The 16142-nt window shown below is 22.7% G+C and carries 16 protein-coding genes; 6 read left to right on the top strand and 10 right to left on the bottom strand.

The window, feature by feature from the left end:
- Positions 1-6: 6 nt before the first annotated feature.
- The 9 genes from AACK81_RS00785 to AACK81_RS00745 form a co-directional block, all read right to left on the bottom strand.
- Positions 7-213 carry a hypothetical protein gene (locus tag AACK81_RS00785; RefSeq protein ID WP_338961753.1) on the bottom strand — a complete coding sequence of 69 codons (207 nt, stop codon included), beginning with the start codon at positions 211-213 and terminating at the stop codon, positions 7-9.
- A 143-nt stretch (positions 214-356) separates the two neighbouring features.
- Positions 357-1952: a hypothetical protein gene (locus tag AACK81_RS00780; RefSeq protein ID WP_338961751.1), complete on the bottom strand. Its 1596-nt coding sequence runs from the start codon at positions 1950-1952 to the stop codon at positions 357-359.
- A complete protein-coding gene (locus tag AACK81_RS00775; RefSeq protein WP_338961750.1) occupies positions 1936-2715 on the bottom strand; it encodes a hypothetical protein in 780 nt (259 codons plus the stop codon). Before AACK81_RS00775 ends, AACK81_RS00780 begins: the two co-directional genes overlap by 17 nt.
- A 16-nt stretch (positions 2716-2731) precedes the next feature.
- Positions 2732-3922: a hypothetical protein gene (locus tag AACK81_RS00770; RefSeq protein ID WP_338961749.1), complete on the bottom strand. Its 1191-nt coding sequence runs from the start codon at positions 3920-3922 to the stop codon at positions 2732-2734.
- Positions 3923-3924: 2 nt separating this feature from the next.
- A complete protein-coding gene (locus tag AACK81_RS00765; protein ID WP_338961748.1) occupies positions 3925-4140 on the bottom strand; it encodes a hypothetical protein in 216 nt (71 codons plus the stop codon).
- 4 nt (positions 4141-4144) lie between these two features.
- Positions 4145-4639, bottom strand: a complete 495-nt coding sequence (locus AACK81_RS00760) for a hypothetical protein (protein WP_338961747.1) — start codon at positions 4637-4639, stop codon at positions 4145-4147.
- A 16-nt stretch (positions 4640-4655) separates the two neighbouring features.
- On the bottom strand, positions 4656-7526 hold the full coding sequence (locus AACK81_RS00755; RefSeq protein WP_338961746.1) for a hypothetical protein: 2871 nt from the start codon (positions 7524-7526) through the stop codon (positions 4656-4658).
- Positions 7489-8802 (bottom strand): hypothetical protein, encoded by a 1314-nt coding sequence (locus tag AACK81_RS00750; RefSeq protein WP_338961744.1) that lies wholly within the window; start codon positions 8800-8802, stop codon positions 7489-7491. The genes AACK81_RS00755 and AACK81_RS00750 overlap by 38 nt, the downstream gene beginning before the upstream one ends.
- A 3-nt stretch (positions 8803-8805) precedes the next feature.
- Positions 8806-9504, bottom strand: coding sequence for a terminase small subunit (locus AACK81_RS00745; protein WP_338961743.1), 699 nt, complete (start codon positions 9502-9504; stop codon positions 8806-8808).
- A gap of 637 nt (positions 9505-10141) precedes the next feature.
- Between AACK81_RS00745 and AACK81_RS00740 the strand changes: the two genes are divergently transcribed.
- From AACK81_RS00740 to AACK81_RS00725, 4 genes are all read left to right on the top strand, one after another.
- Positions 10142-10843: a UPF0236 family transposase-like protein gene (locus AACK81_RS00740; RefSeq protein ID WP_338961741.1), complete on the top strand. Its 702-nt coding sequence runs from the start codon at positions 10142-10144 to the stop codon at positions 10841-10843.
- Positions 10798-11289 carry a hypothetical protein gene (locus AACK81_RS00735; protein ID WP_338961740.1) on the top strand — a complete coding sequence of 164 codons (492 nt, stop codon included), beginning with the start codon at positions 10798-10800 and terminating at the stop codon, positions 11287-11289. The genes AACK81_RS00740 and AACK81_RS00735 overlap by 46 nt, the downstream gene beginning before the upstream one ends.
- Before the next feature lie 190 nt (positions 11290-11479).
- The gene (locus AACK81_RS00730; protein ID WP_338961738.1) at positions 11480-11677 is read left to right on the top strand and encodes a hypothetical protein; all 198 of its coding nucleotides are present in this window, start codon (positions 11480-11482) and stop codon (positions 11675-11677) included.
- Between the two features lie 101 nt (positions 11678-11778).
- Positions 11779-12384 carry a hypothetical protein gene (locus AACK81_RS00725; protein WP_338961737.1) on the top strand — a complete coding sequence of 202 codons (606 nt, stop codon included), beginning with the start codon at positions 11779-11781 and terminating at the stop codon, positions 12382-12384.
- An 873-nt stretch (positions 12385-13257) separates the two neighbouring features.
- On the opposite strand, the gene AACK81_RS00720 is transcribed toward AACK81_RS00725, so the two are convergent.
- Positions 13258-13419: a hypothetical protein gene (locus AACK81_RS00720; RefSeq protein WP_338961736.1), complete on the bottom strand. Its 162-nt coding sequence runs from the start codon at positions 13417-13419 to the stop codon at positions 13258-13260.
- A 533-nt stretch (positions 13420-13952) separates the two neighbouring features.
- Here AACK81_RS00720 and AACK81_RS00715 point away from each other — a divergent pair.
- Together AACK81_RS00715 and AACK81_RS00710 are read left to right on the top strand one after the other, a co-directional pair.
- The gene (locus AACK81_RS00715; RefSeq protein ID WP_338960236.1) at positions 13953-14903 is read left to right on the top strand and encodes an IS30 family transposase; all 951 of its coding nucleotides are present in this window, start codon (positions 13953-13955) and stop codon (positions 14901-14903) included.
- A 119-nt stretch (positions 14904-15022) separates the two neighbouring features.
- Entirely contained in the window at positions 15023-16141 is a 1119-nt protein-coding gene (locus tag AACK81_RS00710) for a hypothetical protein (RefSeq protein ID WP_338961734.1), read from the top strand.
- The last annotated feature ends 1 nt before the right edge of the window (position 16142 follow it).

Genomic DNA, 16142 nt, shown 5'->3' with positions numbered 1-16142 from the left:
TTACTATTAATAAATACTTTTTATTTCTGGTTGTTTATTAATAGAATTTAATTTACTTTGTAATTTATTAATTTTATTTTGTTTTTTAAGTGCTTTTTTATTAGGGTCTGTTAAAGATTTACCAAATGCAACTAATGCTTTTCCTAATTTAATTAAAACATAACCTCCATTAATACATAAATTAGCAACTATAATAATTGCTGTAGTATCCATATTAATCACCACCTTTCTAAAATATTTAATTAATTTTTAATACAATTTTTACTATAATAAATATAATTAAACCAGCAACAGCCGAAGATAATAACACTCCAATTAAACCTAAAATAATTTTTATAATTTTAAAAATCATAATCTTATTCCTGTAATTCTTCTAATTTTTTAAAAATATAATCTCTACCCATACCCCACATTATTCTATTGTTATAAACATTAATTTCAGTTTGTTGGTTATTATTATTATTATTTGCTATTCATAAACTACTTTTTACAACGCTTGTATCTAATTGATAATAAAAATTAATTATTTGTCAACTATAATTTTTATTATTTTCTTGACGTGTATAATCCCCATAACTTATATATATTCTATAATGTGTTTTATCTTTAAATATATATTTTATATAATTTTGATTATTATTATTTTTATCTGTTATAATTTCTCCTACTTCTTTTCAATTTGAACCACTTGGAGTTGGTTGTGGTTGTTTTTCTAATATTTCATTAATTGCTTGTAATAATTTTTTATTTTGAGTTTTTAATATTTGATATTCATTATTTTCTAATAAATCCTTACAAAGTAATGAATTTTCTTCATCATTTAATGAAACTTCATTTGTTTCAGTATTATATTTAAAATAATCATTTGAAAATTTTTTATCTTTTATTTTTTCTTTTAACTCATTAATACCACCAACAATAGTTTTATTAGTAGTTTCTAAATTAGGATTTTCAGTACTAAGAGCATTAATAGTAAAAGCATATGAAAATTTATCTATATCCACTTTATCTTCTAATTTTTTATCATTTTCTGATTTATTATAATAATTAGTTAAATTTGCACTAATGGTATTAGTTTCATCAATATTAATATTTGAACCAACAGTTAATTTATCTTGTTTTTTATCTAATAATTGATTAGTTTCTTGTTTATTATAATAGTTAGTTAAATCTGGAATTTTACTATCAACATATTCTTTAGTTGTAGCATCACTTAAAAATGTAGGGGTACCAACATCAATAATTCTTTTTCCATTAACATCAATACCTTTATAATCTTTTGACTTTATAAAATTAGGATTATCTTTATCAACTTCTCATAATGAATCAATATTACTATCAACATTAAATTTTAATTTAGGTATAGTATCACTAACATCTTGAATAGTAATACCAGTACCTTCAATTAATCCCATTTTTTGTAAAAATGTTTTATTACCAGAATCTCAAGTAATAACTCTTGTATCACTTTCATCAAATATACTAGGTGTATTAAAATTATCTGTATTACATGAAATAGGATTATTAATTGCTTTTCTTGGAGTATGTAAATTTGCTTGTTGTAATAAATTATATACTTCCATTAATACATAATCTGGTTCACTTGGTGGACTAATACTACTTGATAAACCATTACCACTAATAGATACTGAACTTCTTATAAATGCCATTCCATCAGTTAAATAATATATAGTCATTCTTGCTGTTGCTCTTTTAACTAATTGTTGTTGAGTTTCATTAAGATTTTTAAATCCTATTACTTCAATTTGATTACCAGTAATAGTATTAATTCTTTCACTTGAAATAGCAATTGCCATAATAGTAAAATCAGTTTTAGTATTATCAGTAGTAGTTTGGTCTGCATCTGGTATAAAACCATATATAGTTTTTAAATCATCTTTTGTAATATAATTTAAATTTACATTTCAATCAATATTATTTTTGTTTTCCATAATCTTTATACCTTCCATATCCTTGTACTGCTTGTGATTTATTAACCGTACTAATAACTGATTTATTAGGTTTAGTTACTGCTCTATTTAATTGACTAACATTTTTTCTAACAGTAGAATTCATTTCTTTTCTAGTTTTATTAACTCCACCTAAATACTCTCTAATAAAAACACTATTAGCACCCGTACCATAAGCACCCATAGATTTACACATATCAATTCAAGTTTCTCTTGAAACATTAAAATAATCATATGATTTACTTAAATTTGTTCTATATGTTAATGTAGCAATACCATACGTACCAGATTGTGCTTGTACTACGGGAGTTCATATACCACCTGCTAATGCACTACTAGAAAGATTTACATAAACTCCAATCATACTGTCATAATCTTCTTGTGTTAAAGAATTCATTATTATTTCTTTACCTTTATCCATTAATGACTTACCATTTAAATATTGTTTTTGAATATGTTGTAATTTAGCAATATTATTATTAGTAATATGTGTCATTATTTTTTTATGAATTACTGGTAAATTTGTTAATTTTTGTAAAACTTGTTGAAATTCAGCTAATTCTTTTTGAGATTTACCTTGTCCTAATACTTTTGACATTAATTGATTTTTTAATATTCCTGCTGGATTTTTTAAAAAACTATTAAATAATGAATTACTTTTTTTAAATTTTTCTATTAATTCAGCAGTTTGTATATCACTAACAGCAGTTTCTAATATCATTCTTAATAATAATATAATAGGCATTTAAATTACTTCTTTATTACTTCTTTGTAAAAGTTACTTGTAAAGAACCATCATATAAAGTTTTACCTTCAACATTTGCACTTGTTGCTGTTAAATTTAAAAAATTAGCATTACCTTTTTGATAATTAGGATTTTTAGTAATAACTGCTTTTTCTACTTCATCTGCAGTTGGAGTATCACCAGCCATAGTTATTTTTCCTAAATTAGTAAATTCAATTGCTGTGGCAATATCTATACTTGAAGTAACTGTAAATCCTTTAACTAAATCTGGACGTAATGCTTTACCTTCTGAAACTAAAAACTTATGAAAATTCTTAACATTACCATTTGTTTGTAAAACAAAAGTATTATCTTGACCACGATTAAATGGAAATGCTATTGATTCTTTATGAACTAATACAGCATCACATCCTAAAAAATTAAATGATTCTTGTTTATCAATAACTCCAGCAGGATAATTTCTTCCTAATCAAGGACATTCTATAATTTTAATACCACCAATTTCTACAATTTTACCATCTTTTAATGCTTGTGAAGCACTATCACTACCTAATGTAGTTGTTGATAATAATACTAATGGTTTAAAAAAACTAGATACTCATAATACATAATCTTCTTCATCTGTACCAATATATTCATCAGTAATTCTTGCTTTTAATGTTGCTAATGTATTTGATATTTTTAATCATAAAAGCATTCTATAATCATCTATTTTTGGATTACTTGGTAATGCAATATTAATAATTCCATTATCTTTGGCTGTTTTAACTGCTAATGCTAATAATTTTGCTACTAAATATATTTCTACTGATTTTGCTTTTGCATCAATTCAACTTGATGCTAAACTATCTGATACAAGAACATTACCATCCTCATATCTTGCACCTAATAACTTTAAATCTAATGTTTCTTCTTCAAAATTAATTTCTTTCTTTTTATTTAAAAGAATTTGAACTGTATTCACTGCTGTTAGAATATTGGCACCAGCACCTGCTGTATAATCTTCAGTAGGATTTCTTTTCGTAATATTATAAATAGCAGTACCAGCATCTAATTGTTCTCTATTTTCTACTGTTGCATTAATTAATGCTACTCTTTTTGATAATAAAACTTTTAAATTTTTAATATATTTTACTGATAAATCTAATTTACCAGTTGGATTACTTGGGTCATTAATTGTTGTTGATTGTGTTGTAATAATTGCCATTTTTATTCTCCTTTAATTTGTTTTAAATCATTTAATATTTCTTTTTGAAAATTAATTAATTTTTCTAAATCAATATTACTGGCTTTATATTCATTAATAATTTTTTCAATATTATAATCTTCTGGTAATTCCACTTTAGTAGTTCTAGTAATATTAAAAATATCAAAATAATCACTTTGAAGATTTTCATATTTTTCATTAAATTCAATTTTTGTCATATTTTTAACCTACCATTCCTATTTTTCTAGTATCTACTTCATCTTCTTTATTTTCTTTAAATTTATCTTTTACATCTAAAGAATTACTAATATTTGTATCTTTATTTTTATTAAATAAATGTGGAAAATCTTTATTTAATAATGATAATTCTTTATCAATATCTTCTTTATCTCCAAGATATCTTTTTAATAAATTAATATTTTCTTGTGATAAATCATATTTTTTATAACTTTCTGAATGTCTAATTTCTCTATCTTTATCAGTTTTTTCTTTATATAAAGCATTATATTTTTCTTCTAATTCTTTATATTTATCTTCTAAAGTTGGTTCTTTAGATTCTTCAGCTTCTTTCTCTTTTGATTCACTTTCTACTTGTTTTGATTCATTATCTTCGGGTTTTGATTCACTTTTTGGTTCTTTTGATTCATTTTCTTGTTCTTCATCTTTTTCTTTTTCTTCCATATTATTACCTTCCTTTTCTATATTTTCATTTAACATAATTACCACCACCTTTCTAAGTTGAACTTTTTGGATTAATTACTAATGATGTAGTCTGTAAGTTTCAATTAGCGTTAGTTTTTTCATATGAAGGTGGTCTTTGTGGAGGTATTGCTGAAAACGTAGTTATAAATTGATATTCAATAACAATTAAATTATCTTCTTGACTTTCATATGCTTTTGTTTTAAAAGTCATTATTTTAAATCATGTTGATGAAGATATTGTGTGACCACTACTTGGATTATCATTTGTTCATAATAAATCATTAATATATATATTATTTAATCTTTCTGCATTTGTTAAAGAAGCAATTTGACTATAATCTTCTTTATTATTAACATTAAATGTTCAATTATTATTACTATCATTATGATTTCCAGAATTATTATTATAAATAATATCCTTATCTTGGAAAAGAGCAGTATCATTTTGGTCATCTGGTAAATTACCAATATCATTTAAATTTATTTTAATAGGTGTAAATCAATTTTTAGAATTAGTTCAACTTTTTGTAGTTTCACCATCATAAGTTTCATATAACGCATTCATATTAAAATTAAATGTTATACTTTCATAATCTTCTTTAAATTTATCAACATTATCATAACCATATTGATTTACATAAATACCAATACTATTATGAAATTTACCTTTAACATCTTCTAAAATATGCGGTCTCATTTGATATCTACTTTGATGAATATCTGTTTGAGTAGTACTAATAATACTATTTGTAATCCCATATTGACTTTGATTACTTAAATCAATAAATATAGGATGCGCTCTTTCTATTAATGGTGGTGGTTGTATTGCTTGTGGATAATTAAATGGTTGGTCAAATTTAAAAGTATTATTTGCTAAAATAAATGTATTTTGAATTAATCTACTATTATTACTTGCTTTACCAACGGTTTGATAAGTACCACTTCAAATACTAAAATTATCATTAACAGCACCACTTCTATTATCTGGCATACTATAAAATGTGATTTTAAAATTACTTTTACCTACAACTTTAATATCAATCATATCAATTGCTCATTTTAATATATTTTTATTAGTAAAATCTGATTCTTTTAATAAAGGATTAATATCATTATCTGGTGGTAATAAATATATTTGTGTTTTATCAGTTTTATCTAATTGAACTAAATTATCAGTTGTAAGATTATAACCAGTAGAACTAGTATTATCATTAATATTAAATTTTGACATTGATAAACTATCAGTTAAATTAAATGTAAATGATGTCATATGACTTGCTGTTCCAGCAACAGATTGAATAGCATCTGGAGTATCATTTCTAAATACATCGAATGGAATTAATGCTGGATTAGTACTTTGTGAACTATATAATAATGTTGTATAAAAATTATATAATTCAGCAGATATTAAACCATTTATATAAGGAAATTGAGGTATTAATAAATTACTTGATAATTTAGCACCAATATCTAAACCACCAACAAAAGCATTCATAAATGAACCAAATACTGGAATAGTATTAAGATTAATTTTAATAGTTTCTCTAACTGTTAATGGTATTTCACTAATAGGATTATAAATAAAATAATGTAATGCATTTATAGTATTTAATTGCTTAAATTTATTATTATTCATATTATAATGAGTATTACCAATAAATTTTTTATTATTTTTATTATAATATTGAAAATATGGATTACCAGCAGTTGCATAATTATAATCTTCTATTTCAGCACCATTTAAAAAATTATTATCTCAATAATTTACTAATCTATTAGAAACATCTAATTTATTAGTATTTTTAGTTTTTTCAACATTAGTTCTTAAATGACCTTCATAATGTTTTGTTGCACCATCATCATAATTTGGAGCAATTACTTTTTGTCAATCTTGATAACTATCTAAAACTGATTGTCCTTGAACAGTTAATACATAATTTGTTTCTGGTAATGCTTGAAAACTTACTGGGTCATATGTACTACATTGATATTCTCATGGAAATAATAATTTACTTGTATATTGTCTATATTTATGTTGTTTAGTATTTTCAGGATTATTATCAATCTCTCTACCTCATAATGCTATTGAAATAGGTTCTACTGAACCATAAAAAGATATTTGACAATGAGTAACTGGTAATAGAATTAAATAATTTGAATCTAAAATAATATTATTATTTTCATCTAATGCTGGTAATGCTACTGGGTCAGCAGGTGCGCCTAATTGTACATATTGATTAATTGCTAATCCACTATGTGCTAATTTATCATTTAATGAACTAAAAGTACATTGAATATAAGCCAATTCTTTATTTTCATTATTATATGTTTTACTAGCAACTTCAAGAATATATCATTGTCTATCAACTTTAATTGATTTATCATTATTTATAACTTTATTAATTTCTGGAATCATATATAACTTATATAAATTTGAAACAATATTATTAATAAAATCAAAATTCTTTGGTTCATTTGGAATATTAATAACTACATTTTTAATTGCTTGTTCTTGAATAAAAGCATTATTTGGTGGTGTTGGTGAATAAGTAATACCTAATTGGTCTGATAATATATTCCCATAAAATACATCACCAACTTGTAATTGTTTATATGCTTCATCTGGATTATCTTTATTTTGAATAGGATAATAAGAATGGTCTCATACTGCTTGTATTGCTTCTCTTCCAGTAAAGATTTTACTAAATGAAGTATAATCATTAGGAATACTAGTTGGTGGTTTATAACCAGTTTCTGTTGAATTTATAGCACCTAAAATAATAGTAAAAGGACATACACGAAATTGTAAATCTTTATTTTGTGTAAAATCTTTTTCAATTTCACCAGTTGATTTTCAAACTGTTTTAATTAATTGATGATTTATTTTCGGTATCATTCCCATTTTTAATTTCTCCATCAATATCTTTTACTAATTTATTATCAAAATCAATTTCTTCTTTTCTCATTCTTCTATTTTCTTCAAGAATGTTCATTGCTTCTTCTTCACTAACACCTTCTTCTTGCACAAGAATACGTTTTCTATTAGTTAAATCTAATGCTAATTTTCTCTCATTAATTTCTAATGATTTTAATCTATCTATAATAGTATTTTCTTTAATTTCAAATGTTCATTTAGATTTATCACCATCTAAGCCCATTAATATAAAACATCTTTGAAATATTTCATTTCAATCACTTTGATTTAAAGTTCTTTTAATTCTTGTAGTTTCCATATCTCTACTATTAGTAATTAATACTTCTGCTTCAGTTTTTTGACTTGTAGTATCATTTACTGGGCTATATCCACTACCCTCAAATGCTTTATCAATAATAAATTGTATAAATGAAGAGTATTTATCTAATACTGGATTTCCTTGTATTATTGCAATTGGTGGTGTTCCACTAGTACTTCCCGGACTTCTTAAATTTGCTTGTAATACAAAATCACCAAATAATTCATTCATATCAATTGCAGTTGTAGTTTGATTTATTTCTTGTTGAGTAATATCAGCAAACACTCTTGTACGATTATATTTAAGTTCTTTTCAAATAATTTGAAACGTATGATTTAATAATTTTTGTAATCCTTTACAAGCAGTCATATCTGGATAATAATCACCAATAACTCCACCAAAGAAATTCTTTTTAGGTAAATTTTGCATAAATTTAACTGGAATAATACCTAAATTATGATTTTCTATTAAAGGTAATTGTAAATCTTTACTTATTTTTTCTTGTAATCCATCTAAAGTAACATAATCACTAGTAAAATATCTAATAATTTGATTTGGAGTATATGTTGTTTTAACATAAATACTTTGGTCATCATATTGTACTCTTGACCATGTTGATGCACTATATTCAGTTTCTAGTACTCTTGCCACTCTTGATTGAGCATATGGTTGAGCAAAATTTAATGATATTCTACCAGTTTTACTTTTATCAATTTGAACAATACTATAACCATAACCAGATTTAATATGACAATCTTGATAAAATAAACTATCAAAATTATTTCATTCTTTTAATTTTTCAATTGCTCTTTTATAATTATCATCTTCACTTGTTAAAGTATAACCATTACCCCATAATAATTTACTTGCATGATTTGCTATAATTTCTTGAAGATTTATCATACATCAATTAGGAGTTAATATTTCAGTATTATGATTATTCATATGTTATTTCCTTTCAAAATAAGGATTTATATTTGCACTTAAATTTCTAATATATGGTTCTATAGCATAATCAAAAGCATCTCTTAAATGGTCATTACCCGCTAATGGTATTTGTTTAATACTTTTAGGGTCTCATACAGCCAATCTAAATTCATCTAATAATGCTTGTGCATTCATACTAATATTTAAGCGTTCTGATGCCATTAAAGCCACATTCTTACCTATTCTAAACTCAAGTCTTAATTTCACACAATCTTTAAAATATAGTCATGAGTTAACTTGATATTTAATTGCTGTATCATTTAACATTTCAATAAATGTATAATTACTAAAATCACAATATACAGTTAAACCATATTCATATAACAAATTATTTTCTTTTGCTAATTTAATATAAAATTCAACTACTAATATTGCTAATTGTTTATTATCATAACGAATTAATTTATTTTCTATTTTTAAACAATCATTAATATGGCGTATTTGTAAATATGCTCAATTAATTTGTTGTAAAAAAGTATTTCTCTTTTTTTGTTTTCAACTATAAAGAGTATTTTCTGTAATATCTAAATAAACTAACATACCAATTTTAGTAGGTACTTCTTCAGTTTGTTTACAATGTTTAAAGTATTCTTCTAATGCTACCCTTAAAACTTTAGCATCATTAAAAATTGTTCTTATTTTTATTTTTTCTTCTTGCACATAAAAATCTCCTTTCATATGCTTTAAAAACACAAAAATTTATGATATAATTAATATAATCTTTAAGTTAAACTACCAAAAATAACTTATTAACTTTATTAATTATTCATATATTTATTTTTTTAATTTTTATAATATAATTATAACAAAAAATAGCATTATACTGCTATTTTTTTATTTTTTCTTCTAAATTTATTTTTTACAGTTAATCAGAATTTAAAATTAGGATGGTCTTTTTTATATATTTTATATGCTCAAAATAAACCAAAAAAATTCAAAGATATAAACATAAAAAATATACCCATTTTTTTTCTCTATGGCATAAATCATGTCCTTTACATGTAATTAACACCAAAAATACTATTCCAAACATTACTGAAAGTACTATTACATCTGCTAATCATTGCTCAATCATTTTTATTTTCCTTTTCTATTTATATTTTTCTTTATTGTACATTATTTTATTAAAAAAGAAAAGATAACTAATAAAAGTTATCTTTAAACGTTGCAATAGATTTGCTAGTTATTTCAATCGTTCTTTAAATATTATACTCTAAAACCAAACATTTTTCAACAATATTTTAACAAATTTGTTAAAATAGTTAGGATAAAAAAATAAATAGAAAGGTGTTAAAAAATGTTTAATTATAAAAATAATCTTGAATATGAAATTAATAGAATTATAACAAATCATGTTAATAAAATCCATGCTTTTGATGAATATTTTTTTCAAAATAGAGATAAAGATAGATATAAAGTTGCTAAAAAATGTAATCGTAGTATTATTTTTGAATTTGGTAAAATGATTTTTAATCAAAGAGTTTATTGAGATAAATTAAAGAAAAAATATTATTATCCAGTTTATGAAGAGTTTAATATTGAAAAAAGAGCAAAAATTATTAGTTGATTAAAAGAAGAAATAATATCATATATTGGAAGAAAGAAACATTATCAAGATATACAAGATATTTTAAAATACACTTATGTTTCAAAAGTAACAATTAGTAAAATTCATAAAAATGCAAAAGTGCAAGAAAAATTACCAGAACAAAAATTTAAAGTTAAAAATAGTGAATTTATTTATATTAATGCTGATGATTGTTATGTTCCTGTTTGAAATAAAAATCATAAAAGAGAAATGCAAAAAATTCGTAGTATTAGTTACAATACTGGTAAAAAACAAATAGATAAAAATAGAAATAAGTTATCAAATAAAATTTATACTTTTATGGGTGATTATAAATATAGTCCTAAAGAAGATTATTTACAAGCAAATCCAACAGTTGATTTTACTTGAAATGGATTAAAAAATATTATGAATTTGAAAATGCTAAATTAGTAGTTTCTGGAGATGGTGCTGGATGAATATATAATTTAGCAAAATATTTAGGTGCTTATTATGTATTAGATAAATATCATGCTTTTTATTATTTATGAACTGCATATAAACCTGATAAAAGAAAAAATAAAGTTAATCCAGAAAATTTAAAAAACTTTTTAAAGTCTTGAAAATATTTTTGTAATGGTCAATATGATGAATTAATAGCATTTTTAATTGAAACAAAAGTAAATAAAGAAACTTTAAGGATTTTTGAAAATAATAAAGAAGGTATTATTAATCAACCTGCTGATTGAAATATTGGCTGTAGTGCTGAAAGTGATATTCAATATTTAGTTAAATCTCAAACAAAAGGTGCAAAAATATATGCTTATCCAACGTTAATTAATATGTTAATGGCTAGAGCCAATTATTTAAATAGTAGAAATTATATTAATAGTGCTTAAAATAATACAATTTAATATTTTTTAATTCTAATTTTAAGATTAGTATTTTTGTGTTATTTAAGTTAGAAAATCATAATTATATTTTTTAACATTTTTAAAATTTATGATATAATTTAATTAACAAATATTTAGATTTGCTAGTTTTATTGTTTGAAGTTAGAAAATCTATCCGTTATATTTATTCGTCCCATTGTTAGATAACTATCTTGGTGTTAAAAAATATAGTAAACTTGCACCAAATGTTATTAAACAAATTTTAAAATATTTTGCTGATGATAAAAAGTATCGTGATGTTTGTGATACTTTTATTGAAGGTTTAATAAGTAATAGTACAGTTTGCAGAACATATAAAAATTTGAATTACCAAAAGCTAATATTCCTAAAATAGTATTACAACCAAATCAAACATTATATATAAATATTGATGATGGACATCGAAAATTTAAGTTTAATGAAAAACACAATACTAAAAATTGTAAAAAATGTTCTATGAGATTAATAGTATTTTGTACTGGTAAAAAGAAAAATAGAAAATTAATTAATAAAAGAGCAGCATGTCAAATAAGAGTATCAAAAACAGAAATTGGTTCTGAAAAAACTGCAAAATTAATTGAAAAATATGGTAATTTATTTTTTGAAAATTTTGACCAAGCAAATTTAGTAGTTTGTGGAGATAGCACAAAATGAATTAGAAAAACTGCTGAAATTTTAAATGCTAAATTTATTTTAGATAAATTTCATGCTTTTCATGTTTTATTTCTTGGCATAATGGCTGGAAGAAGAAAAAATCAAATTGCTAAATTACACTATCAAAATGCAATAACTTTATTTGAAAAAGGTCAATATTATGAATTAATTGATTTTTTACAATCATTAAATTTGCAATATAAAAAATTAAAAGTTGGTTATTTTATTAATTCAAAAGATGGTGTATTAAACCAAGCACTAATTGAAAATATTGGTTGTTTTACTGAAACTAATATTAAACAAATTTTAAAAAAAATGATTGGTGATAGAACGTATAACATTGATATGTATACAAAAATGGTTAATTTTAAATGCTATCAAATAAATACAGCCATACAATTATTATAAATTAAAATCTAAATTCAAAAATAACTAAAAATATAATAAAACTTATTAAAGTTTACTTTAATAAGAATTTTTCAGTTATAAAGGTAAGTATTATTGTTGACTAATATTTAGTAAGTGTTAAGATTAACATACAATTGCATATTGAAGTCAAAATTATTCTCGTTTAACTTTATAATTTTAAGACAAATTTGAATATTATTGACAACATCGGTACGCTCCCTTTTATTTTCAATATCTTTATTTAATCCGACTGTCTCAGAAACGGGCAATCCTTGGTTTAATCACATTGATGGTAATTGGTGTTCTAATTGTTTTTCTTTTTTGTATATTTCTTCTTCTCAAATACTTTGTCTTCTAATTTGTTCTCTTGTAATATTTTTATTTTCTTTTAGACTATTATTTTTTAGTTTTTCATTTTCTTCAATTAGTTTTCTTTTTTTTAAAATTTCTTTTTTTATATTTTCTTGTTGTTGTTCAAGTTCTTGTTTTTCTTTTTTTTGATCTTGAAGCTGATTTTTTCAAAATAAAATATCTTTATATTCATCTAAAATTGTTACAGCATTATATTTAAAATTGTCGAAGTTAATATTGTTTTCTTTTTCTTGTTTTAATGACTCGATTTTACTTTTAAGTTGCTGATTTTCTTTTGTTAGTTTTTGAATTATTGATTGTGTTTGTGATATTTCTTCTGTATTTGAAATTGAAGTTGATGCTGGTGATACATAATTTTTGAATTTTGTTCATACTGTTCATATATCATTATTTGTTTCTTGTATATTTTCACTATCTGTTGAAATAATAGAAACTGTCTCTGAATTTTCTATATGACTTTTTGATGGGTTATCATTAATTATTACATCTGTTAATTGATTATTAGTATCATTTTTTACTGAATTTAAATGTTAAGCCACCATGTCTTTCTTTTTTTCTTCCTTTTTTATTTTTAAATGTAGAATTTGATTGGTTTAAAATATCTTTAATGTCTTGCTGTGCTATTATTTTTTGAAATATTTCTGATTTATTTTTGTCTGCCATTTTAATGCCTCCTTTTAACAAAAAATCCATTTACTTTCCTATAAAAGTAATTGGTTAAAATTTATATATACTATATAACAATTATATATTATCAAATTTTATGTATTTTACAATTAATTAAGTTTTTATTAAAAATAAATTTAAAGTATGTAAAATTTATATAAATAAGTTAAAGTTAATAGTAAATGATTTATTTTTTTGTTTTTTAAAATCATTGAAAAATTAGAGTTTCAAATAAATGATCTAGCAAAAGATATAAATAAGAACGTAAATGGGACTAAAAATAAAATTAAAATTCCTCATCATTACATTTTAGAAATAACAAAAGAAAATAACTTTGAAAATAATAACAAACCAAATATTACTATTAATAAAATTAATTGTCATAAATCCTTTTTATTTATATTCTTTATTATTTTTTTAATAAACGCTGAGTTATACTTGTAAGTGCAAGTAAATAAAATTGCAAAAAATTCTCATATAAAAATTTCATAATGCTAAATTTAGTTTAGAAAAAAGTAAGGAGTTTTTATATGAGTTATAAACATCTTGGCATAGATGAAAGGATTTATATTGAGAATCAATTGAAATTTAAATTTAAAATTAGTGAAATAGCTAAAAATCTTAATCGAAGTATTAGTACTATTATTCGAGAAATTAATAGAAATAAAGATAATAATCATTATTTTTCATTAATTGCACAAAATAAAGCTGAAAATCGAAAACAATCACATATTAGTTTTCATAAGTTTAAAAATAAGAATTTAGTAAAATATGTACAACAAAAATTACTATTAGGTTGATCACCTGAACAAATTTATGGCAGAATTAAAAATTTTCATAAAGAGTGAGTTATTAGTTTTAAAACAATTTATACTTGAATTTATTTTGGAATGCTTGATAAAGTTACTAGTAAAAATTTAAGAAGAAAAGGTAAAAAACGAAAATCTAAAGAAAATCGTGGCAAGTTTAATGGTAAATCAATTAAAGAACGAGATATAAATGTTAATGATCGTATAACACTTGGTCATTGAGAAGGAGATACTATAGTATCATCACGAGGTAAAAGCAAATCATGTTTAATAACTTTAGTTGAAAGAGTATCACGATTTACTTTAGCAATATTAGTTAAAAACAGAACTACTAAAGTTATTAATAAAAATGTTAGTTATTATTTATCAATTCTTCCTAAAAACATTGTTAAAACTATTACTTTTGATCGTGGCAAAGAATTTTCAAATTGACAACAACTTGAAAAAAATTTAGATATAAAAATTTATTTTGCCAATCCATATTCACCTTGACAAAGAGGTACTAATGAAAATACTAATGGTTTAATTAGAGAAAAATTTCCTAAAAAATTTATTTTTTCAAAAACTAATAAAAATGAAGTTCATAAATTTATATTGTCTTTAAACCAAAGACCAAGAAAAATACTAAATTATCTTTCACCAATCGAATATTTGGATAGAAAAATAATTTAGTTGCACTTACCTTTACAATTTAGCAAACTGTTTAATTAATTTGCAATAAATTGATTGTTTGATATTAAACTAAGATTTCTTGTATAATTATAAATAAGTATTATTAGTAGGTGGTTTTTATGTTTCGACGTTTTCTATTATTCACTATAATTTTGCCAACAATAACTACTATTAGTAGTAGTATTTATGCTTGTACTTGAAATTTACAACCAACAGTTTTATTAATAACAAGTTATCAACAAGCACAAAATCAAAACATTTATGACCGACTTGTTTATCAAAAGTTACAAACTTTTTATGGTAAAGATCATGTAGTAACATTGTTTAGTTCTCAAGATGATAATTATTATGCATTAATGTTGAGAAACTTTTTATCTACATATAATATCAAAAAAGTTTATATTTTAAATCCTAGTTTTCAAAAGTATATTCCACATCATAGTGAAACTAGTAGTTATTCTACTAAAAACTTAATTAGAGTATTACAACAATTTCAGAATGTTAAATTTTATTTTTTTAATAATATTATTGCTGATACGGTTAAAGTCACTAATAATATTTATGATATTAGATATAATATTGATAACGTAACTAGTAGCCATTTAAATTATGGCAGTAAAATTGCTGAATATTTTGTTGAAAATGTTCAGGATGGAATAATAAATAAAAAATATAACTTTGATGTTGATGACAACGGTAAATTGATAGTTAGAATTGGTATTATTAATAATATTGGCATTGATTATGATCAAACTATTTTGAATCAATTTGCTGAGATAATTAATGGTATTGATAATCCCAAAATTACATATAAAATTATTTATGCTAATCATCATGATAGTTTTGTAACAAGTAATATTTATAGTGCTGATAGTGTTGCCGGTGTTGGTCAGATTGCCCAATCATTATATGAGACACATGGTGTTAATTTTATTATTAATACTAATTATTGATATAACAGTATTATTGCCTATACTGCTAGGTTAATATCTTCACGTCCAACCTATAGTAAAACTATTAGTTTTGTTGGATCGAATATTATTAATAATAATGACTATGTTTATGATAATATTAATTATTTAGCTTTTGGTTTTATGCCTGATTTGGAAATTATTGATGAAACATTTAAAGAAGAGATTAATCCTAATTTTAAAATTATACCTAGTGCTTCAGAAAGTAAAATCCAAACTTATGGTGTTAATAACATTGATTTTACTAATCAGTATGGAGATATATAAT

The organism is Spiroplasma endosymbiont of Lasioglossum villosulum (assembly GCF_964020195.1).
Classification (GTDB): domain Bacteria; phylum Bacillota_I; class Bacilli_A; order Mycoplasmatales; family VBWQ01; genus Spiroplasma_E; species Spiroplasma_E ixodetis_A.
The sequence above is the reverse complement of the archived record's forward strand: the minus strand, read 5'-3'. Positions and strand labels throughout refer to the sequence as shown.